Source organism: Agrobacterium tumefaciens (assembly GCF_013318015.2).
GTDB classification, from domain to species: domain Bacteria; phylum Pseudomonadota; class Alphaproteobacteria; order Rhizobiales; family Rhizobiaceae; genus Agrobacterium; species Agrobacterium tumefaciens.
In genome coordinates, this window is record NZ_CP115841.1 from 1,514,341 (window position 1) to 1,534,349 (window position 20,009).

The window sequence follows — 20,009 nt, forward strand, 5'->3', positions numbered from 1 at the left end:
CACTAATTTTTAGAGAAAAACAGAAAATTGTTTCACTAAAGTCGCATTTCCACATGTTCTCGCAGAACAGGAAGCAGCTCCTCGGTAAACCACGGATTCTTCTTCAGCCAGCCGGTGTTGCGCCAGCTTGGATGCGGCAGCGGCAAAATGGCCGGTCCCGAATTTGAATGAAAATAGCTGCGCCAGTCGTACACGGTCGAGGTCATGGTTTTCCGCCGTCTTTCGCCGAGATGAAAGGCCTGGGCATATTGACCGATGGCAAGGACCAACTCTACCTGCGGCATCGCCGCCAGCACCTTCTCCCGCCACTGCAGCGCACATTCGCGTCGAGGCGGCAGGTCACTGCCCTTGTCGTCATAGCCGGGGAAACAGAACCCCATGGGCACAATAGCGAAGCGGTCCGGATCGTAGAATGTCTCACGATCAACATTCAGCCACTGGCGCAGCCTGTCGCCGGAGGCATCGTTGAAAGGCACACCCGTTTCATGCACGCGAAGCCCGGGCGCCTGCCCTGCAATCAGGATACGCGCCTTGGTCGACATCACCACGACCGGTCGGGGTTCGTGCGGCAGGCGTCCGTAGGTTGGGGTGTCGCGACAGATGCGACAGAGGGCAATCGCGCCCCTCAGCCCGTCCAACCCGTCGTCATTCATCGGCAGCGCTCGATCCGCCTCAGCCATGATTCCATCCCAGAAGATGACGGATGATGGTGAGGAAACCCGCTGCGGGCGTTTGCAAATCCGCTGCGCGATGTTCGCGCCGCCACTCCGCCGGTTTTTCGAATTCTCCGGCCCATATGCCGCGAGCTTCCTTGCGCGCCAGCGCCTGTTCGCCGGAGAACTGGAAATAACCTGAAGCGATGGCAAAACCCGACGCCACCATTTCCGAGGACACATCCCGGTCTCCCGCCGAGCAATAGACCAGCAGCCGTCCGTAACGGTCCTTGGAACTGCCGGAACAGGAAAAGGTCGTGCCTTCGATCATCTGTTGCAGAACGCGGCGCGCCTCCGCGCCGCATGGCCAGGTTTCGCTGCCGCGCCGGCACGTCTGCGAAAGCTCCGGCGCATCGATGCCGAGCAGCCGGAACCGGTCCTCGCCCTTTGAAAGCGTATCGCCATCGATCACAAAGAAACGGCCGGTATGGGTCTCGCTATTGATCTGATCGAGCTTGGCGGCAATCAGAATGCCGAGAAAAACGGTGGCAAGGAAAAGCCCGCCGTCGCGAAAAATCGAGAAAAAGCCGCGCCTGCCTCCATTTCGTCTCATGTCACAACAAACCCTTGTCAGAAATGGCAAACAAATCCTTTCACGGCAGCATCTTCTTAAGATTTTGTGCGTAGCCTGCAAAGGGTTCATGTCACCTGCGTTGTAACAATGAGTAAAAGCGTCAGCACGTCCACCGATAAGATCATCGTCGACCGTTCACGAAAGCACCGTAACAAGGCTGTTTTCGACACGGTGAAGACGACGCGTGAACGCTTGCAGCAAGGCGCTGGCGGCAGCGAAGCCTATGAACGTGAAATGCTGACGATGCACATCGCAGAAGCCCTTCAGGGCGCGATGGTCATGCCGCTTTTCATCGTATTCGCCTCTATCATCGGTTTGTATATCACGGGTGACATAGGGCTGATCATCTGGTCGCTCATTGCGCTGAGTTTCCATGCCATGTCTCTGGTGCTGGCCAAAAGAGCCGCCAAACAGGGGATCACGGCCGAAAATCTGCCGAAGTGGCGCAATCTCTTCCTTGCCATGCAGATACTCATCGGTTGCGCCTGGGCAATGTTCGCCTTGGCCGAACCGGTGCGCAACAACCCGACACTCGTTCTTTTCTTCAAGGGCGCGACGCTGCTGATCGCGCTTTCGCTTACCGCCATGGCCAATTTCATGCTGCGGCGGGCCACCTTCATGACCTTCCTGCCGGTGCTGGCGGCGCTGTGCGTCACCTCCGTCGTCTCCCGCGATCCCTTCGATGTTGGCCTCGCCCTGATGTTCGGCATGGCGATTCTTTTCTGTCATCGCATCACCAGCAGGCTTTACCAGACCAGCATCAAGCTGCTGTCGTCGCAGACTGAAAAAGATGATCTGATCGCCGAACTCGAAGTCGCCAACTCGATGTCGGATGAGGCGCGGCGGCGTGCGGAAGAGGCCAACCTGGCGAAATCGCGCTTTCTCGCCTCCATGTCGCACGAGCTGCGAACCCCGCTCAACGCCATTCTCGGCTTCTCCGAAGTCATGTCCGCAGAGGTACTCGGTCCGCTCAACAATCCGCTCTATAAGGAATATTCCGGCGACATCCACCGTTCCGGCCAGCATCTGCTCGACCTCATCAACGAAATCCTCGACCTGTCGCGTATCGAGGCCGGCCGCTACGACCTCAACGAAGAAGCGGTCTCGATGCTTGAGATCGCCGAAGATTGCATCGGCATGATCCAGCTTCGCGCCCGCGCCAAGACCATCAGGATTTCGCAGCAGTTCGAGAGCAGCCTGCCGCAGGTCTGGGCGGATGAAAAATCGATCCGCCAGGTCATCCTCAACCTGCTCTCCAACGCCGTCAAATTCACCCCGCAGGGCGGTGAAATCCTCGTGAAGGCAGGCTGGACGGCGGGTGGCGGGCAATATGTGTCGATCAAGGACAACGGCCCCGGCATTCCAGAGGAAGAGATCCCCGTGGTGCTGTCGGCCTTCGGTCAGGGATCGATCGCGATCAAGAGCGCCGAACAGGGAACCGGGCTCGGCCTGCCCATCGTTCAGGCCATCCTTGCCAAGCATGACGGCCAGTTCATCCTGAAATCGAAATTGCGCGAAGGCACCGAAGGCATCGCCATTCTGCCGGCAAAACGCGTGCTGCAAAGCCTGCCAGCCGTGGAGGAAACCCACGCCATCCAGCCACGCCGCCGGTCCTTCGCCTAAGCGTCAAATCTGCCGTTCAGAAGAACAGCGTCGTCACCAGCGAATAAAGCACGAAAAATCCGTTTGCCGTCAAAAGGCAGAAGACGGCGAAGGAACCGAGATCCTTGGCGTGCCGCCCGACGGAAGAAATTTCCGGCGAGATGCGATCCACCAACTCCTCAATCGCGGTATTGAGCGCCTCGACCGCGAACAAAAGCAGCATCAGCACCGTAAAGACGAGAAGATGCGCAAACGGCGCGCGGGCGACCAGAAGCAGGGCAAGGCCGACGCCGAAGGCGAGAACCTCGTGCCGGAACGCCGCTTCCTGCCACAGCCGTCCAAGCCCCTGCAAGGAATAGCGGGCGGCGGCAAAAAGATGCCGCCATCCCTTTTCCTTGCGGAAGGCAGGTTCCGGTTGCTTCTTCTGCGGCGTTGCGTCCATCTTCGGCCTCAATGCTCAGTGTGGGAATGGGTACCAGTATCGACACCGGCAGCTTCGAAAGTCGCCATGCCGGAATGGCAGGCGGCGGCAGCCTTGACGATGCCGGCGGCCAAAGCGGCACCCGTGCCCTCGCCAAGCCGCATGCCCAGCGCCAGCAGCGGCGTCTTGCCAAGTTTCTCGACGGCAGCCAGATGGCCCGGTTCACCGGAGACATGGCCGATCAGGCAATGGTCAAGCGCCGAAGGATTGGCAGCCTTCAGAAGTGCTGCAGCGGCAGTCGCCACATAACCGTCGATCAGCACGGGAATGCGCTGCACGCGGGCGGCAAGGATCGCGCCGGCAATCGCCGCAATCTCACGGCCACCGAGACGGCGCATGATTTCGAGCGGATCGGACAGATGGTCCTTGTGGAACTCCACGGCAGCCTTCACCGCCGCGATCTTGCGCGCCATGACCTCGCCTTCAGAGCCAGTGCCGGGACCGGTCCATTCTTCCGCCGTACCGCCATAGAGCGCCAGATTGATCGCCGCTGCGATGGTCGTGTTGCCGATGCCCATTTCGCCAACGCAGAGAAGGTCGGTACCGCCAGCAATCGCCTCCATGCCGAAGGCCATGGTGGCGGCGCAATCACGCTCAGAAAGGGCAGGCTCGCAGGTGATGTCGCCGGTCGGGTAGTCAAGTGCCAGATCGAAAATCTTCAGACCGAGATCGTTGGTGACGCAAATCTGGTTGATCGCCGCACCGCCTGCCGCAAAATTCTCCACCATCTGCTGCGTCACGGATGTCGGATAGGGCGTGATGCCGTGCCGGGTGACGCCATGATTACCGGCGAAAATCGCCACCAGCGGACGGGTGACGGCGGGCGAACGGCCCGACCATGCGGCAAGCCACATTGCGATTTCTTCCAGCCGACCGAGCGAACCGGCCGGTTTCGTCAGTTGCGCATTGCGCTCCTTGGCCGCGACCAGCGCATGCGTATCCGGGCCGGGAAGCTCGCGCAGCAGCGCGCGGAAATCGTCGAAGGGCAATCCGCTCATGCTCATGGTATCTGTCTTTCTCGTCGTCGGGTTGGCGGAAACTTGTGTTTTCCGGCAAATCGGTCTTTGTTGCGCCTCTCATAATCGCGGACGCGCCGCGGAACAACCGGAAATGCAAGCACAGCAGCGGAGAGAGCATGAAGGCCGGGGATTTTATAACAGATGTCATGCATTCCGTTGCCTTTCTCAGCCGCCTGCCGGTCCCATCGCGCTTTTTCGGTGAAGGTGACGGTCCATCGATGCGCCGGACAGCACGCGCTTTTCCCGCAGCAGGCCTCCTGATCGCCCTGCCCGCTGCTGTGCTCGTGGTGGCATTAGCGAAGTTCGACGCCTCACCGCAGCTCACCGGCTGGCTTGCCATCGCCGTCACCGCGCTCATAACCGGTGCGTTGCACGAAGACGGCTTGGCGGATATGGCCGATGGCTTCGGCAGCGGCAAGGACAAGTCGAAAACGCTTGAGATCATGAAGGACAGTCGCATTGGCAGCTATGGCACGATCGCCATGGTCCTGTCCTTTGCACTGCGCGCCACGGCACTCGCATCGCTTATAGAAACCCTGCCTGCCAAAACCGCCGCCGCCTGCCTGATTGCCGCGCTGGTGGTGAGCCGCGCCCTGATGGTATGGCACTGGCAGTCACTGCCCGCCGCCAAAACCTCCGGCATCGCCGCCGGCGCCGGCCAACCCGGGGAAAGCGAGCGCAACATCGCGCTCGCAACAGGGTTGCTGCTGCTTGTGCTTTTCACGCTGCATGCCCTGCCCTTTGTGTCGATCGTAGTCGTTCTGGCGGCTGCCTGCCTCGCGACGATGCTGTGCGGCAGGCTCTGTGTCAGCAAGATCGGCGGCCACACCGGCGACACCATCGGCGCCAGCCAGCAGATCACGGAGATCGTTACTCTCGTCGCTCTTGCCCTTGCGACGTGACAGACTGATATAGATCCCCATGGAAACACCCTGCATTCATATCTGCTCCCTCGACGCCACAAACAGCCTCTGTATCGGTTGCGGACGCACGCTGGACGAGATCGGCGGCTGGGCAACCTATAGCGACGAAAAGCGCCGCATGATCATGCAGGCGCTTCCCGAAAGACTGGCAAAAACAGGCAAGGACACCTCCAGGGAGACGCACACCGCATGAACAGGCTGACTTTCGTTCTCCTCTTGCTGGCCGTGGGTCTCGGCCTGCTTCTCGTCAATCACGACAGCGGCCGCACCTTCGGCATCGACAACGAGAAATTCGGGCAGATCGTCTATCTCCTGCCGATTGCGGGCTTGCTATCCGTCGGCATTCTGGCGGGAAGCCGCGGCAGCTTCGCAAGCGTTGTCCGGCAACTCGCCATCTGGCTCGTGATTATCCTCGGCCTCGTATCCGTCTATCTCTATCGCTACGACCTGCAATCCTTCGCCGACCGGCTGCTGGGTGGCCTGATGCCCGGCCGCGCGGTGGTGGTGACGACCGCTGGCGGCGAACAGGAGATCATACTGCACAAATCGATGAGCGGCCATTTCGAGGCGAATGTCAGCATTGAAGGCAAAACGATCCACATGCTGGTCGATACCGGCGCGAGCTCCGTGGTGCTGGCCAATGCCGATGCCGCCGCCATCGGCATCGACACCACGAAACTGCGCTACACCGTGCCGGTGATGACCGCGAACGGCCGCACGGCGGCAGCGCCCGTCACCCTGTCCGAGATCGGCATCGGCCCGATCGCGCGGAACAACATCCCCGCCCTCGTCGCGCAGGATGGCCAACTGGGCCAGAGCCTGCTCGGCATGAGCTTCCTGTCGACGCTTGGTTCGATGCAGATGCAGACCGATGAGTTGAGATTGCGAGACAGGTAAAACCTGCCGGGCAGACAGTTCCTGCTCGAGATCAAAAAATAACGTCTCGCTGTCCGAATACGAAAACGCCCGGTGCAAACCGGGCGTATCACATTCACGGCAAACCTCTTTCCGGTCAGTTGCGCAGCCGGTAACCGGTCTTGAACATCCAGCCGACGACACCGAGGCAGAGCGCAAGGAACAGCGTGATCATCGCCAGGCTGATGACGGGATTGACGTCGGCGATCTCGTAGAAGCTCCAGCGGAAACCGCTGATGAGGTAGAGCACCGGGTTGAAATGACTGACCGTCTGCCAGAAGGGCGGCAGCATGTCGATGGAGTAGAAGCTGCCGCCAAGGAATGTCAGAGGCGGCACCACCAGCATCGGGATGAGGTTCAGCTGCTCGAAATTCGTGGCCCAGATGCCGATGATGAAGCCGAACAGGCTGAAGCTCACCGCCGTCAGCACAAAGAACAGGATCATCATAAACGGATGGGCGATGGTGATATCCACGAAGAAGGAGGCCGTTATCAGGATGATCGTGCCGATCATCAGCCCCTTGGTCGCCGCCGCCCCGACATAACCGGCAACAATTTCCGTCATCGCCACTGGCGCAGACAATATCTCGTAGACCGTGCCGGTGAATTTCGGAAAATAGATGCCGAAAGAGCCGTTGCTGATGCATTGCGTCAAAAGCGTCAGCATGATCAGGCCGGGCGTTATGAACGCGCCATAGGAAACCCCGCCAACCTCCTGAATCCTTGAACCGATCGCCGTTCCGAAAACGATGAAATAGAGAGAGGTGGAAATGACCGGCGACACGACACTCTGCAACAGGGTGCGGCGGGTGCGCGCCATTTCGAACAGGTAGATGGACTTGACAGCTTCGAAATTCATTTCTGGTCTCCTACCAGCGAGACGAAAATATCCTCAAGAGAGCTTTGACGTGTCGAAATATCCTTGAAATGGATGTTGGCACCGGAAAGCGCAGTCAGCAGATCGGCAATGCGCCCCTGCTCGCCGTTGTCCTCGATCTCGTAGGTGATGGTGTTGCGGTCATCCGAGAGCGAAAGGCCGAAGGATGAGAGACTATCCGGCAACGCCTCCACCGGCTGCGAAAGTTCAAGGAAAAGCTGCTTGCGGCCGAGCTTCTTCATCAGCGCGGTCTTTTCTTCCACCAGCAACAATTGGCCGCCATTGATAACGCCCACTCGATCGGCGATCTCTTCCGCCTCCTCGATGTAATGCGTGGTCAAAATGATTGTGACGCCCTTGGAGCGCAGCTCGGAAACGACATTCCACATGTCGCGGCGCAAGGTAACATCCACACCCGCCGTCGGCTCGTCGAGGAAGAGGACCTTCGGTTCGTGCGCAAGCGCCTTGGCGATCAGCACGCGTCGCTTCATGCCGCCGGAAAGCTCCCGCAGCATATTGTCCTTCTTGTCCCAGAGCGACAGCGATTTCAGGACGCGCTCGATCAGTTCCGGGTTCTTCTTCTGCCCATGCAGACCGCGCGAGAAGCTGACGGTGTTCCACACGGTCTCGAACTGGTCTGTCGTCAGTTCCTGTGGCACAAGGCCGATCAGGGCACGCGTCTGGCGAAAATCCTTCACCACATCATATCCGCCAACGAGAACCGAGCCTTCACCCGGATTGACAAGCCCGCAGATGATCGAGATCAACGTCGTCTTGCCGGCTCCGTTAGGCCCGAGAAGAGCAAGGATTTCCCCCTCTCTGATATCGAGGCTGACACCTTTGAGCGCCTGAAAGCCATTTGAGTAGGATTTGGTCAGATTCCGTATCGAAACAATGGCATTCATCGCGAATCTTTCGAAAAAACGAGTAAGATGCACGCCATATAGGCCGTACAACCCGCAATTGCCAGCCCAACGGCCTGAACACTGCATTCGGCGGAGAGGGAAAATCAGCTGTAGACGCTGTAGAAAAACTGGGCCGCGACGAAGACCAGAAACACCCCGAAGGCCCGCTCCAGCTGCTTCTTGCTGAGTGCATGGGCCAGCCGCGCGCCATAGGGCGCGACGACAAGCGTGATGGGGATCAGCAGCGCGACGGCGATCCAGTTGATGAAGCCGGTGGAAAAAGGCGGCAGACCTGCATCACCCCAGCCGGCCCAGATATAGCCGAGGAGACCCGGCAGCGAAATAAGCACTCCGACACCGGAGGATGTGGCAACCGCCTGATGGATGGTGCGTCCGTAAAGCGTCATGAAAGTATTGTTCATCACCCCGCCGCCCACACCCATCAGGCCAGACAGAAGGCCGATGCCGGTGCCGACCAGAAAGCGGACCGGATTTTTCGGCAGGTCTGAACCGAGATGCCAGCTCGCCCGGTTGAAGATCATCCGGAAGGCGAGCGCAAGCGCAATGAAAGCGAAGATCAGCCGCAGGGCGACGCTCGAGGCATGCGCAGCCACCACAGATGCGAGGATGGTGCCGAGGGGCACGGCGACGATCCAGCCCTTCAGGAGATCGATATCAACGGCACCTTTCTGGCGATGCGTCAGGAAGGAACGAATGGAGGTCGGCACGATGATGGCGAGCGAAGTCCCAAGCGACAGATGCATGCGCACCGCCTCCGGCACATCCAGAAGCCCGAACACATGGTAGAACACCGGCACCAGCACAGCACCGCCGCCAATGCCGAACAGCCCCGCCAGAAGTCCAGCGACCACGCCCGCGGCCGCAAGCGCCGAAGCAAAGATCAGTATCTCTGAAACAGGGGGCATGAAAGCAGGCTCCAGCGGGCCGTTGTCACAAACATGTGACGCTCATAGCGTATCAGAAAAGGGCGGCAAGCCATGTTGGCCGCAGGTCAGTACGGCGCGATGTTTTTTGCCGGATATCCGCACCGGATGGACCGTTTTATGGGATTTCTTCCCATTGCATGCCCTTGCAAAGACGCCGATATCCCCCGATTTAGGCAGTCTTCTTCAACCGGCCTTAGGGCCGGTCTTTTTTTGGGCGGCTAGCACCAAACCCAACAGGCCCAAATTGTAATGTGGCCACATCCCCACTCCGTCATTCAGGGTAGCGCCGGGACGGACGGGAAGTTACGGGTCGACGTGACGCACCACAACTAATGCCTCACGCCTCTCGTCATGCACCACGGTGTCGTCTCGTCGCCCCCTAATCGCAATGCCTGTAACCGGACTTGCGGGTGCGCAAATCGAAGTGGAAATGGTTCCAGTGGTTGGGATCGCTGCCTGGCCCGAGAACCGTGGAGAAATATTTGCAGCTATCGGACCTCACTGCCTTCAGCAGCGCCTTTTCCCGGAAGGCGAAGAAGTTCTTGCTGCGAACGTCGATCTCCTTGCCGTTGTTCAGCGTTATGGTGCCGATATCGATAGCGTTGCCACGCGCATGTTCGGACCACGGATTGCTTGAGCGCGAATTCATCTTGCGGCAGGAATAACCGCCCATGGGCGTGATGCGTCCGACGCCTGAGAGGTAACGGAAGCGGGAGGACGGCACGAGTTCGAACTTCACCCATTTGGCGAAGGCAAGCGTGACCTGGCAATTGAGCTTCACTGCCGGGCGGATGGCAACGCCGCTGGCAAGCCCGCTGAGTTCGATCGGATAGTCGATACCGCAGGTCGGTCCATCTGCAATGCGCGCAACATCGCGGAAGGCGACGCCGAGACGGCGCAGCTCGGAGCGACAGGCCACTTCCGAGGATGGCATGACGCCGGGCGGCATGGCCGAGCGGTTGCTTTGCAATCCGTCGCGGGCCATCGGATCATTAGGCATCAACATGGCGACCTCCTCCACCGGCTGGCGGCGGGAAGAAGACCCGGGCGGCGGTGGCGGTATCAACCGCGACTGACCCGCACTTTGTTGCCGGCGAGCCGGAGAAACGGCAACCGGATTGTCGGTGCCGATGCCGTCCACCACCGGCTGGGCAGAAGCGCCTTCGGCAATATCGGCGTCCTGCTCTTCCGCAAGTCCGCGAACCGGCTCCACGCCCAGCATGGAATCCATGTTCACCCCGCCCTCGCCTTCGGCGATCTGATTTGCGGCGCCCTGATGGTTGGGCATGGCTGGGGAGGCCATGCTTTGGCCGTTCGCGGCCATCCGCGCCTGATGCTGGCCATCCAGCGTGGAATAGCCCTGGCCGCCCTGTGGCGATTGCAGCAGGGGATCCTGCGAGGCATAAGGCTCCGGCATCGGTTGTGACACGGCTGCGGGATAATTGGTGGCCTGCCCGGTCCGCTCGGCCTGATAGACCGCACCCGGCGGCGCGCTGTAGCCTTGCTGTCGCGACGACCGGATGGCGCCGACACGCGTCGTGCCGTCAACCTCGGCCGGCGGCACCAGGCCCTCCGCCGAACACGACACCATGACCGTGGAAATCATCAACAACGTCACAAGACGACGCGGAAGGGAAACATACGCCATACGAGAACCTGTACCTTCAGCGGCCGCTACCCGCGGCAATACAGGTAAATTTTAAAGAAACGGGGTAAACGAATCCTTATTGGTTGGGAGAAATAACGAACCGGGCTGTTCCGTGAAGCGGGAAATACGGGAGCCTCGACCGAAATCATACCAAAGGTGTCAGCAAAGCTCCGCAAACTAACGCCTCTCACGACGCAGACACACCACACGGGTCCGGCACGACGGAGGAAATGTTGTCTCACTTCCTCGAAACAGAAAGGGCGCAGCCAAAGCCGCGCCCTGTAAACTATCTCAAGCGGATAAAAATCAAGCCGCCCGCGAAACCTCGCGCCCTGCCCCATGCCCGAGTTCGAAACGGGACAGCAGCGCGCGGAGCTGCCGGCTTTCTTCGGCCAGCGTCTGGCTGGCCGCCGTCGTCTCTTCCACCATGGCGGCGTTCTGCTGGGTCATCTGGTCCATGTGGTTGACGGAGGTGTTGATCTCCTGCAAGCCGGTGGCCTGTTCCCGCGCCGCCGTGGCGATGGAATTGACGTGGCCGTCGACCCGGTTGACCAGCGTCACGATCTCATCCAGCGCGTCACCTGTGGAGCGAACGAGTGCGACACCGCCGCCGACCTCTTCCGCCGAACGATTGATAAGGGTCTTGATCTCCTTGGCAGCATTGGCAGAGCGTTGCGCGAGTTCGCGAACCTCCTGCGCCACCACGGCAAAACCGCGTCCCGCTTCGCCTGCCCTTGCGGCCTCGACACCGGCATTCAGCGCCAGAAGGTTGGTCTGGAACGCGATTTCGTCGATGACGGAAATGATCTGCCCGATGCGCCGCGAAGATTCCTCAATACGGCCCATCGCATCGACGGCATTGCGCACGATCTCGCCCGAGCGGCCTGCGCTCGTTTTTGTATCCTGCACCATTTGTCGGGCCTCGTTCGCCCGTTCGGAAGCGGTGCGCACCGTCGCGGTGATTTCGTCAAGAGCCGCCGCCGTCTCCTCCAGCGCCGCTGCCTGCTGCTCTGTCCGGCGCGAAAGATTGCCGGTCGCACCGCTGATGTCAGATGCGCTATCGTTGACGACATGGCCGGTTCTGGCGATCGCCTCGATCGCCCCATGCAGCGCGCCGACGGCGCGGTTGAAATCCATGCGCAGCTTTTCATATTCGCCGCCGATATCGGCAAGCTCGACAGTCAGATCGCCATTGGCGAGTGCTTCCAGCGAACTGCCGAGCTCGTTCATGGCATGAGCCTGACGCTCGGATGCGGAGCGCAACGCCATCTCGTTGCCATGCCGCGCCTCCTCCAGCGCCCGCTGCTGCCCCGCCTCGCGGGCCTGCAAGGCGCTGCGCTCGTTGACGCTGTCACGCAGCACCAGCAACGTCTTTGCAATGGCGCCGATTTCGTTGCGACGGTCGGCGAATTCAATTTCAGCCTCGCCGTCACCATCAGCGATCCGCTTCATACTCTGCCGGATGCGATCGATAGGCCGTGTCACGCTGCGCACGACGGCTGCAGCCACGCCGATCACCAGAAGGCCGGACAGAACACACACTGCGATGTTGAAATAGGCATTGCTCCAGAAAACCGCCTCAAGATCGTCGACATAAACGCCAGTGCCGACAATCCATCCCCAGGGCGCGAAACCGGCGACATGGGAAAATTTCTCGACTGGGTCCGGCGCGCCGGGCTTGGGCCAATAATAATCGACAAAACCCTGGCCGCTCGCCTTCACCGTATTGACGAATTCGACGAACAGCGCCTTGCCGTTCGGATCCTTGTTGGCAGTGAGATCGCTGCCGTTCATCTCGGGCTTGATCGGATGCATCACCATCTTGGGATGCATGTCGTTGATCCAAAAATAGCCGCTGCCGTTGCCATAGCGCATCGCCGCAATCGTGGTCTTGGCTTGTTGCTGCGCAGCCTCACGCGTCAGGGTGCCACCCTGCTCCAGCCGGTAATATTGCTCAAGAATGGCGACAGCCGTTTCGTTCATGGATGCGAGCCCCGCTTTACGCTCGCGTTCCATCTCATGAAAGGTCTCGAACAGGCTGAATGTAAGTGCCGCAGTCAATATTGCCAGAAACAATGCAACGAGCGCATAAAGGCGCATAGATATCGTGACGTTTTTCATATTCCCCCCAACGCCGCTGACGGCACTTCGACCAGCGTATGTTAGAGTTAAAAAATTTATTATAACTGAATACGCTTATTATACGTTAGTATTATTCCAGACCTCCTCCTCCCAACCCGCCAATACTCTCCACGGCCCTTAAAAGCCGGCGCAGCGACCCGAAATTCTACAGGGTGCTGCCGTTTTAAAGAGCTCGTTAACCCTGACGTCCTATCCTCTTTTGCCAAAATACAGGTACAGGGAGACGCGCAATGTCACGGCCGAATTTCCGCTTTACACACTATGACCTGAAGGAATTGCGGGCTGGGACGACCATTGAGGTGTCCCTGTCGGCCGTCAACAATGTACGGCTGATGACAGGCGCAAACTTCCAGCGTTTCACCGAATTGCTCGATTTCAAATATCTCGGCGGCGTCGCGAAAAAATCGCCGATCCGCATCAGCATTCCCGAGACCTTGCACTGGCATCTGGTGATCGATGCCGAAGGGCATAGCGGTCTGGCGGAATCCTCGGTCAAGATGCTGCCTGCGCCGTCGCAGGTCATGCAACACCGGAAGGCATCCTGATTTCCCTTTGGAAACAGTTGGATGGCGCGTTTTTACGACTCACTTTGGCAAGCGCCTGATTCTTTTTGTGAAGAAAGCTTTTTAACGCGAACCGCGCTCGCGGCGCAGCTTCGCCCACCAGTCGAGACGCTTGCGGATGTCCCGCTCGAAACCCCTGTCGGGCGGATCGTAAAACGTCTTGCGACCCATTTTTTCCGGAAAATAGTCCTGTCCCGAAAAGGCATCCGGCTCGTCATGGTCGTAACGGTAACCGTCACCGTAACCCTCGCCCTTCATCAGCTTTGTCGGCGCGTTCAGAATATGTTTTGGCGGCACCAGCGAGCCGTTTTCCTTGGCCGCCCGCATCGCCGATTTGAAGGCTGTATAAACAGCATTCGATTTCGGCGCGGTGGCGAGATAGACGCAGGCCTGCGCCAGCGCCAGTTCGCCTTCCGGTGACCCCAGATAATCATAGGCGTCCTTGGCGGCATTGCAGACGGCAAGCGCCTGCGGATCGGCAAGGCCGATATCCTCCACCGCCATGCGCACCAGCCGCCTCCCGATAAAGAGCGGGTCTTCGCCGGCGTCAAACATGCGGCAGAGATAATAAAGCGCCGCATCCGGGTCCGAACCGCGCACCGATTTATGCAGCGCGGAAATCAGATTGTAGTGGCCGTCCTGTCCCTTGTCGTAAACCGGCGCGCGCCGCTGCACGATGCGCGTCAGCCCTTCGGTATCGAAAGTCTCGTCCTTGCGCGCCGCACGCCAGACCTCTTCGGCAAGCGTCAGCACGGCGCGGCCATCGCCATCGGCCATCCGGATCAGGCTGACACGCGCCTCCTCGGTCAGCGGCAGAGGCTTGCCCTCCGCCTCTTCGGCGCGCTTCAAAAGCTCGCCCAGGCTCTCTTCGTCATGCGAACCGAACGTGAGGACACGCGCCCGCGACAAAAGAGCGGCATTCAGTTCAAAGGACGGGTTTTCGGTGGTTGCACCCACAAGAATGATGGTGCCGTCTTCCATGACCGGCAGGAAGCTGTCCTGCTGGGCACGGTTGAAACGATGGATCTCGTCAACAAAAAGCAGCGTCTGCCGGCCATTCATCCGGCGTGTGCGTGCTGCCTCGAAGACCTTCTTGAGATCGGCAACACCGGAAAAGATCGCCGAAATCTGCTCGAAAGCCAGCCCGGCCTCGCCCGAAAGCAGACGGGCGACCGTCGTCTTGCCGGTGCCGGGCGGTCCCCAGAAGATCATCGATCCGAGTGAGCCGCTATCGATCATTCGGCGCAGCACGCCCTCTTCACCCGTCAGATGCGGCTGCCCGGTCACCTCCGCCAGCGTCTTCGGACGCAGGCGGTCGGCAAGAGGCCGCCGGTTGGCGACCTCGACAGGCACCTGTGGGGCAAAGAGGTCATCGCTCATCGCAGGAACTGCCGGATGCGTTGACCGTCACGCAGGATTTCCACCCGCCAGAAGCCGGGATTGTCATCCAGCGCCTTTTCGACCGCAGCCGTGGAGCCGATATCCGAGCCGTTCAGCGACAGGATGACGTCCTTCGGCTGGAAACCGACCCGATAGGCCGGCGAACCGCGCTTCACATCGGTGACGACGACGCCGGTCACCTGGGAAGGCATGCGCAGCTCATCCGCAAGCTTCGGCGAGAGATTGGCGACAGTCGCGCCCGCCAAGGGATTGCGTCCCTCCAGCAGCCGTTCGTCACGCGGCGCGGTTTCCGGCGCCGTGTCGAGCGCAATGGTCACCTTCTTCTCTTTACCCTTCTCCACCAGCGTCAATTCGGCAGACTTGCCGATGCCAGCCGTCGTGAGGCGATAACCGAGTGCATCGGGATGCTCCACCTCCAAACCGTTGACCGCCGTTACGACCTGCCCCGGCTCGATGCCAGCTTTCTCCGCCGGGCCGCCCTTGACGACGCTGACGACGAGCGCACCGCGCGCGCGGTGCAGGCCAAGCGCCTCGGCGACATCGGAGGTGACGGGATCGAAGGTCGCGCCGATATAGGGCCGCTGGAAGTTCGCGTCGCCACGCTCGGCGGCGGCAACGAAAACGCGGACCAGATTGGCGGGAATGGCAAAACCGATGCCGTTCGACCCGCCGCCCTTGGAGAAGATGGCGGTGTTGATGCCGATCAACTCACCCGCCATGTTCATCAGCGCACCGCCGGAATTGCCGGGGTTGATGGAGGCGTCGGTCTGGATGAAGAAGCCGAAATCGCCCTGCGTCACCTGGTTGCGCGCCAGCCCCGAGACGATGCCGCTCGTTACCGTCTGGCCGACACCGAAGGGGTTGCCGATGGCAAGCACGAGATCGCCGACTTCAATGGCATCCGAATTGCCAAGCGAAAGCACCGGAAACTGTTCCTTCGCGTCGATCTGCAGAATGGCAAGATCGACCCGGTCGTCCTTCAGCAGCACCTTGGAGGAGAATTCACGCCCATCCGCCAGCGCCACCTTGATGTCGTCGGCGCCATCGATGACGTGATTATTGGTCACCACGAGGCCGCCGGCGGTTACGATCACACCCGATCCGAGCGAGGACTGTTTCTCCGTGCGGTTCGGCATCTGCTGGCCGAAGAACTGTTCGAAGAACGGGTCGCCGGCGAAGGGCGACGAGCGCCGCTGCACGATGCGTTCGGCATAGACATTCACCACAGCGCCCGCGGTACGCTTGACCAGCGGCGCGAAGGAAAGCTGCATTTCCGTGTGGCTTGCGGGCACGGTCTTGTTGTCCTGCGCCTGCGCTCCGACCGGAACGAGAAGCAGCGCCGCAAGAAAGCCGGTGGACAGATACTTCAGCACGCTCTGCATGTGATTCCTCATCCTCATCAGTATGATGGAGTTATAACGCGAAAGCCTATAAAGCAAAGCGCGGCAAGATGATGGCCGATCTTTTTCATGCGTTGACCGGCTTGTGCAGGTGGAACCAACAGCACCCCATTTCGGTTTCACCCAAACGAGCCTGTCCTCAAAATGAGACGACCCATGCACATGAAACAGACAATCCTTGCCTCCGGCATCCTCCTCGCCTGCGCTTCACTGGGTTCGCCCGCCAACGCCGCCAGCTTCGATTGCACGAAGCCTGATCTGGCCGCGGATGAAAAGGCGATCTGCGACAACCGAGCCCTCAACGATCAGGACGTGAAGATGGTCACCACCTTCGACATCCTGACACAACTCATGGCGATGGGCGCACGCGACACCTTGCGCGAAGAACAGAGCCAATGGTTGAAAAAGCGTCAGGAATGCAATGCGGATGTCGCCTGCATTACAAGTGCCTATGAGGAGCGCATGAAGCGGCTCGGGGAAGCTTTCCAGAGCATAAACAGACCGCTCTGATTTTCACGCAACGCGAATGATATTCTCCATCAACCCATGCAATTGGTCGCGATAACCGGTTCTCGCCGAAGGCGCATCCTCACGGGACGTCGTAACCACCGAAAGCCGTTTGGCGGGGACGATATAGAGCATCTGCCCGCCGTAGCCCCAGGCATAATAAACCGTCTCGCCCGCCATCTCCTTGATGAACCAGCAATAGCCGTAACCATCGCCGTTGAAGACGGAATTGGTGCGTTGTTGCCAGGATTGATCGATCCAGCTCTGCGAAATCAAACGCTCGCCGCCTGGCGTTACCCCGCCCAGCCGGTAAAGCTCGCCGAAAGCCAGCAGCGACCGCGCCGTCATCGCCATCTGGTTGCCGCCGAGATAGATGCCCTGCGGATCGCGCTCCCAGCCGCCGATTGAGAAGCCCTCCAGCGGCCGGAACCAGTCGCGCGCCAGCGACAGCGTCGAACGGCCGGATGCCTTGGTCAAAATCGCCGAAAGCAGATGCGTGGAACCGGTGGAGTAAAGCATGCCACCGCCCGGCTCTCCGGCAAAACCCGACCCCAGCGCCATTCGCACCCAGTTGCGGCTGGCGACCCAGCGGCCGTAGTTCGGGCCGGACATTCGTTCCAGACCGGATTGCATGGAAAGCAGGTTGCCGATGGTCACCCTTTCCAGACGCGCATCGGGGTTCGGCGGAAAATCGCTGCGCAGGATCGTGGCAATCGGCTGATCCGCCCCGGCCAATATCTTGCGGTCGATCGCCATGCCGACCAGCGCGGAAATCACAGATTTCGAGGCCGACTTGATGTTGGTGGAACCCATAAGGCTGGCGCCGTGATAGGCACGGCTGGCCACCTCCTGGCCGTCAATACTGACGATGGCGGCTTTAAGGCTCGAAAGCCCATCCGCCTCGTTGAGCAATGGACTGAAGCGGGCGCCATTGCCTGCCGTTTGCCCGTGGGCAAGGCGGGCGAAAGGCAGGGATGCGATAAGGCCGAGTGCGGTTCGTCTTTTCATGGTGCTGAAGTTAGGCATCGCAGCGCGTTGGAAAAGGGCAGGTGACGGAACATCACTCCAATGTGACTGCCAGCACGGCGGGTGGACGGCCGGATGGTTAGAATTTACGGTGGAGAAACAGCGTGTTGCGCGAGCTTGGAGAATCAAGCTCTGAGGCAATTGAATCTGTTTCTTAACGACGCGCGTAATCTGGATCAGAACAAGAAAAAGCCGCTCAGAAGAGCGGCTCAGGCTCCCTGCAATGTAGGACCCTGCCCGCCAGATTACTCCGGCAAAATCCGAACAGCACCCTTGTCGGCACTGGACGCAAAAGCCGCATAGGCCTTCAGCGCTGTCGTGACGTTGCGCTTGCGGAACTCCGCAGGCTTCCAGCCGAGCTGATCCTGCTCGGCGCGGCGGGCTGCCAGTTCCGCATCTGTAACTTTGAGGTTGATCGTGCGGTTGGGAATATCGATCTCGATCAAGTCGCCTTGACGCACGAGGCCGATAGCGCCGCCCTGCGCCGCTTCCGGCGAGGCATGGCCGATGGACAGGCCGGATGTGCCGCCCGAAAAACGTCCGTCGGTGATCAGCGCGCAGGCTTTGCCGAGGCCCTTGGACTTGAGGTAGCTGGTCGGATAGAGCATTTCCTGCATTCCGGGTCCGCCCTTCGGTCCTTCGTAACGAATGACGACGACATCACCTGCCTTGACCTCGTTGGAAAGAATACCCTTCACCGCCGCGTCCTGGCTTTCGTAAACAACCGCCGGACCGCTGAATTTCAGGATGGATTCGTCGACACCCGCCGTCTTCACGATGCAGCCATCAAGAGCGATGTTGCCATAAAGCACGGCCAGACCGCCATCCTTGGAGAAAGGCTTTTCAACCGAGCGGATAACGCCGTTTTCACCGTCCGTATCCAGATCGTCCCAGCGCGACGACTGGCTGAAGGCCACCTGCGTCGGCACGCCGCCAGGGGCAGCCTTGAAGAACTGCCGCACGGTTTCGCTGTTGGTGCGGGTGATGTCCCAACGGTCGATGGCGTCGCCCAGCGTCGCCTCGTGCACCGTGTAGGTATCGCGATTGAGGAGACCGCCACGATCCAGCTCGCCGAGAATGCGCATGATGCCGCCGGCGCGGTGAACGTCTTCCATGTGCACGTCCTGCTTGGCAGGCGCGACCTTGGAAAGGCAGGGAACCTTGCGGGAAAGACGGTCGATGTCTTCCATGCCGAAATCGACACCGCCCTCATGCGCTGCCGCCAGAATATGCAGCACCGTGTTGGTGGAACCGCCCATGGCGATATCCAGCGACATGGCGTTTTCAAACGCAGCCTTGTTGGCAATGGTGCGCGGCAGAACGGTCTCGTCGTCCTGCTCGTAATAACGGCGCGCCAGATCGACGATCAGGTGACCGGCCTCGACGAACAGGCGTTTGCGGTCCGAATGGGTGGCAAGCGTCGAACCGTTGCCGGGCAATGACAGGCCGAGCGCCTCGGTCAGACAGTTCATGGAATTGGCAGTGAACATGCCGGAACAGGAACCGCAGGTCGGGCAAGCGGAACGCTCGATGATCTTGACGTCCTCATCGGAAATCTTGTCATCGGCAGCTGCGACCATGGCGTCAACCAGATCGAGCGCGACCGTCTTGCCATGCAGAACGACCTTGCCCGCTTCCATCGGACCACCGGAAACGAAGACGGCGGGGATGTTGAGGCGCATCGCCGCATTCAGCATGCCGGGGGTGATCTTGTCGCAGTTGGAGATGCAAACCATCGCGTCGGCGCAATGGGCATTGACCATGTATTCGACCGAGTCAGCGATGATTTCGCGCGACGGCAGCGAATAAAGCATGCCGTCATGGCCCATGGCGATGCCGTCATCGACAGCGATGGTGTTGAATTCCTTGGCAACGCCACCGGCCGCTTCGATTTCACGCGCAACGAGCTGGCCGAGATCCTTCAGATGCACATGGCCCGGCACAAACTGCGTGAAGGAATTGACCACCGCGATGATGGGCTTGCCGAAATCGCTGTCCTTCATGCCGGTGGCGCGCCATAGGCCGCGCGCGCCCGCCATGTTGCGGCCGTGGGTTGTCGTTCTGGAGCGATAGACTGGCATGGTGTTTTCCTCGATCTCTTGGGCAGAAGAGCGCATTCCCGCACCGCGGTCAAAATGCCCTCGCCCTATTTTGCGGTTTTTCTAGCGCAAACCGTAAGCCATGTCACTGTCACCTTCGAGCAAAACAGTACGGTTCGGTACGGTACGCCCGGTTTGAATGTTGCAATTCGCGCGGCTTGTCATCACAAATGCGCGATTTTTGCCGCCCGGCCGCTGTTTTTGCGCAGAGTGCTGAAACATATCTGTGCAGCGGCCGTATAGCCTATCATAATCGATTTATCGCCG

19 protein-coding genes are annotated in these 20,009 nt (G+C 59.9%); 6 read left to right on the top strand and 13 right to left on the bottom strand.

Annotated elements, in window-relative coordinates:
* Positions 1 to 35: 35 nt before the first annotated feature.
* On the bottom strand, positions 36 to 680 hold the full coding sequence (locus tag G6L97_RS07560) for a uracil-DNA glycosylase family protein (RefSeq protein ID WP_162686649.1): 645 nt from the start codon (positions 678 to 680) through the stop codon (positions 36 to 38).
* Positions 673 to 1,266, bottom strand: coding sequence for a thermonuclease family protein (locus G6L97_RS07565; protein WP_111782415.1), 594 nt, complete (start codon positions 1,264 to 1,266; stop codon positions 673 to 675). The genes G6L97_RS07560 and G6L97_RS07565 overlap by 8 nt, the downstream gene beginning before the upstream one ends.
* Before the next feature lie 108 nt (positions 1,267 to 1,374).
* On the opposite strand from G6L97_RS07565, the gene pdhS2 reads away from it, so the two are divergent.
* A complete protein-coding gene (gene pdhS2 / locus G6L97_RS07570; RefSeq protein ID WP_065687226.1) occupies positions 1,375 to 2,910 on the top strand; it encodes a two-component system sensor histidine kinase PdhS2 in 1,536 nt (511 codons plus the stop codon).
* 16 nt (positions 2,911 to 2,926) lie between these two features.
* On the opposite strand, the gene G6L97_RS07575 is transcribed toward pdhS2, so the two are convergent.
* Both G6L97_RS07575 and cobT read right to left on the bottom strand, forming a co-directional pair.
* On the bottom strand, positions 2,927 to 3,331 hold the full coding sequence (locus G6L97_RS07575) for a diacylglycerol kinase (protein ID WP_003516084.1): 405 nt from the start codon (positions 3,329 to 3,331) through the stop codon (positions 2,927 to 2,929).
* 8 nt (positions 3,332 to 3,339) lie between these two features.
* Positions 3,340 to 4,374: a nicotinate-nucleotide--dimethylbenzimidazole phosphoribosyltransferase gene (cobT, locus tag G6L97_RS07580; RefSeq protein ID WP_003516086.1), complete on the bottom strand. Its 1,035-nt coding sequence runs from the start codon at positions 4,372 to 4,374 to the stop codon at positions 3,340 to 3,342.
* Positions 4,375 to 4,505: 131 nt separating this feature from the next.
* Between cobT and G6L97_RS07585 the strand changes: the two genes are divergently transcribed.
* From G6L97_RS07585 to G6L97_RS07595, 3 genes are read left to right on the top strand one after another with little or no spacing between them, the layout of a single operon-like run.
* Positions 4,506 to 5,291, top strand: a complete 786-nt coding sequence (locus G6L97_RS07585; protein WP_083211509.1) for an adenosylcobinamide-GDP ribazoletransferase — start codon at positions 4,506 to 4,508, stop codon at positions 5,289 to 5,291.
* Between the two features lie 19 nt (positions 5,292 to 5,310).
* Positions 5,311 to 5,505, top strand: coding sequence for a DUF1289 domain-containing protein (locus G6L97_RS07590; RefSeq protein WP_038491422.1), 195 nt, complete (start codon positions 5,311 to 5,313; stop codon positions 5,503 to 5,505).
* The gene (locus G6L97_RS07595; protein ID WP_111782414.1) at positions 5,502 to 6,209 is read left to right on the top strand and encodes a TIGR02281 family clan AA aspartic protease; all 708 of its coding nucleotides are present in this window, start codon (positions 5,502 to 5,504) and stop codon (positions 6,207 to 6,209) included. The genes G6L97_RS07590 and G6L97_RS07595 overlap by 4 nt, the downstream gene beginning before the upstream one ends.
* Positions 6,210 to 6,324: 115 nt before the next feature.
* Here G6L97_RS07595 and G6L97_RS07600 read toward each other — a convergent pair whose 3' ends face one another.
* The 5 genes from G6L97_RS07600 to G6L97_RS07620 form a co-directional block, all read right to left on the bottom strand.
* Entirely contained in the window at positions 6,325 to 7,086 is a 762-nt protein-coding gene (locus G6L97_RS07600; protein WP_003516094.1) for an ABC transporter permease, read from the bottom strand.
* Positions 7,083 to 8,009, bottom strand: coding sequence for an ABC transporter ATP-binding protein (locus G6L97_RS07605; protein WP_019567066.1), 927 nt, complete (start codon positions 8,007 to 8,009; stop codon positions 7,083 to 7,085). Before G6L97_RS07605 ends, G6L97_RS07600 begins: the two co-directional genes overlap by 4 nt.
* 104 nt (positions 8,010 to 8,113) lie before the next feature.
* Complete coding sequence (locus tag G6L97_RS07610; protein ID WP_013636424.1) at positions 8,114 to 8,935, bottom strand: sulfite exporter TauE/SafE family protein; 822 nt, start codon at positions 8,933 to 8,935, stop codon at positions 8,114 to 8,116.
* A 400-nt stretch (positions 8,936 to 9,335) separates the two neighbouring features.
* The gene (locus G6L97_RS07615; protein ID WP_111782413.1) at positions 9,336 to 10,604 is read right to left on the bottom strand and encodes an extensin-like domain-containing protein; all 1,269 of its coding nucleotides are present in this window, start codon (positions 10,602 to 10,604) and stop codon (positions 9,336 to 9,338) included.
* A 306-nt stretch (positions 10,605 to 10,910) separates the two neighbouring features.
* The gene (locus tag G6L97_RS07620; RefSeq protein ID WP_121556681.1) at positions 10,911 to 12,725 is read right to left on the bottom strand and encodes a methyl-accepting chemotaxis protein; all 1,815 of its coding nucleotides are present in this window, start codon (positions 12,723 to 12,725) and stop codon (positions 10,911 to 10,913) included.
* Between the two features lie 251 nt (positions 12,726 to 12,976).
* Here G6L97_RS07620 and G6L97_RS07625 point away from each other — a divergent pair, with 251 nt between their 5' ends.
* Positions 12,977 to 13,291, top strand: a complete 315-nt coding sequence (locus G6L97_RS07625; RefSeq protein ID WP_003516101.1) for a DUF1883 domain-containing protein — start codon at positions 12,977 to 12,979, stop codon at positions 13,289 to 13,291.
* Positions 13,292 to 13,372: 81 nt separating this feature from the next.
* Here the strand turns inward: G6L97_RS07625 and G6L97_RS07630 are convergent, their stop codons facing one another.
* Positions 13,373 to 14,689 (bottom strand): replication-associated recombination protein A, encoded by a 1,317-nt coding sequence (locus tag G6L97_RS07630; RefSeq protein ID WP_019567062.1) that lies wholly within the window; start codon positions 14,687 to 14,689, stop codon positions 13,373 to 13,375.
* Positions 14,686 to 16,092, bottom strand: coding sequence for a DegQ family serine endoprotease (locus G6L97_RS07635; protein ID WP_003516104.1), 1,407 nt, complete (start codon positions 16,090 to 16,092; stop codon positions 14,686 to 14,688). Before G6L97_RS07635 ends, G6L97_RS07630 begins: the two co-directional genes overlap by 4 nt.
* Before the next feature lie 174 nt (positions 16,093 to 16,266).
* On the opposite strand from G6L97_RS07635, the gene G6L97_RS07640 reads away from it, so the two are divergent.
* Positions 16,267 to 16,620: a lysozyme inhibitor LprI family protein gene (locus G6L97_RS07640; RefSeq protein ID WP_019567060.1), complete on the top strand. Its 354-nt coding sequence runs from the start codon at positions 16,267 to 16,269 to the stop codon at positions 16,618 to 16,620.
* Positions 16,621 to 16,623: 3 nt separating this feature from the next.
* Here the strand turns inward: G6L97_RS07640 and G6L97_RS07645 are convergent, their stop codons facing one another.
* On the bottom strand, positions 16,624 to 17,625 hold the full coding sequence (locus tag G6L97_RS07645) for a serine hydrolase domain-containing protein (RefSeq protein ID WP_111782411.1): 1,002 nt from the start codon (positions 17,623 to 17,625) through the stop codon (positions 16,624 to 16,626).
* Positions 17,626 to 17,888: 263 nt separating this feature from the next.
* The gene (gene ilvD, locus G6L97_RS07650) at positions 17,889 to 19,724 is read right to left on the bottom strand and encodes a dihydroxy-acid dehydratase (RefSeq protein WP_013636431.1); all 1,836 of its coding nucleotides are present in this window, start codon (positions 19,722 to 19,724) and stop codon (positions 17,889 to 17,891) included.
* Between the last annotated feature and the right edge of the window lie 285 nt (positions 19,725 to 20,009).

Coding starts and splice junctions, on each gene's coding strand:
- G6L97_RS07560 (WP_162686649.1), bottom strand. CDS start 680: ATGGCTGAGGCGGATCGAGCGCTGCCGATGAATGACGACGGGTTGGAC.
- G6L97_RS07565 (WP_111782415.1), bottom strand. CDS start 1,266: ATGAGACGAAATGGAGGCAGGCGCGGCTTTTTCTCGATTTTTCGCGAC.
- pdhS2 (WP_065687226.1), top strand. CDS start 1,375: ATGAGTAAAAGCGTCAGCACGTCCACCGATAAGATCATCGTCGACCGT.
- G6L97_RS07575 (WP_003516084.1), bottom strand. CDS start 3,331: ATGGACGCAACGCCGCAGAAGAAGCAACCGGAACCTGCCTTCCGCAAG.
- cobT (WP_003516086.1), bottom strand. CDS start 4,374: ATGAGCATGAGCGGATTGCCCTTCGACGATTTCCGCGCGCTGCTGCGC.
- G6L97_RS07585 (WP_083211509.1), top strand. CDS start 4,506: ATGAAGGCCGGGGATTTTATAACAGATGTCATGCATTCCGTTGCCTTT.
- G6L97_RS07590 (WP_038491422.1), top strand. CDS start 5,311: ATGGAAACACCCTGCATTCATATCTGCTCCCTCGACGCCACAAACAGC.
- G6L97_RS07595 (WP_111782414.1), top strand. CDS start 5,502: ATGAACAGGCTGACTTTCGTTCTCCTCTTGCTGGCCGTGGGTCTCGGC.
- G6L97_RS07600 (WP_003516094.1), bottom strand. CDS start 7,086: ATGAATTTCGAAGCTGTCAAGTCCATCTACCTGTTCGAAATGGCGCGC.
- G6L97_RS07605 (WP_019567066.1), bottom strand. CDS start 8,009: ATGAATGCCATTGTTTCGATACGGAATCTGACCAAATCCTACTCAAAT.
- G6L97_RS07610 (WP_013636424.1), bottom strand. CDS start 8,935: ATGCCCCCTGTTTCAGAGATACTGATCTTTGCTTCGGCGCTTGCGGCC.
- G6L97_RS07615 (WP_111782413.1), bottom strand. CDS start 10,604: ATGGCGTATGTTTCCCTTCCGCGTCGTCTTGTGACGTTGTTGATGATT.
- G6L97_RS07620 (WP_121556681.1), bottom strand. CDS start 12,725: ATGAAAAACGTCACGATATCTATGCGCCTTTATGCGCTCGTTGCATTG.
- G6L97_RS07625 (WP_003516101.1), top strand. CDS start 12,977: ATGTCACGGCCGAATTTCCGCTTTACACACTATGACCTGAAGGAATTG.
- G6L97_RS07630 (WP_019567062.1), bottom strand. CDS start 14,689: ATGAGCGATGACCTCTTTGCCCCACAGGTGCCTGTCGAGGTCGCCAAC.
- G6L97_RS07635 (WP_003516104.1), bottom strand. CDS start 16,092: ATGCAGAGCGTGCTGAAGTATCTGTCCACCGGCTTTCTTGCGGCGCTG.
- G6L97_RS07640 (WP_019567060.1), top strand. CDS start 16,267: ATGCACATGAAACAGACAATCCTTGCCTCCGGCATCCTCCTCGCCTGC.
- G6L97_RS07645 (WP_111782411.1), bottom strand. CDS start 17,625: ATGAAAAGACGAACCGCACTCGGCCTTATCGCATCCCTGCCTTTCGCC.
- ilvD (WP_013636431.1), bottom strand. CDS start 19,724: ATGCCAGTCTATCGCTCCAGAACGACAACCCACGGCCGCAACATGGCG.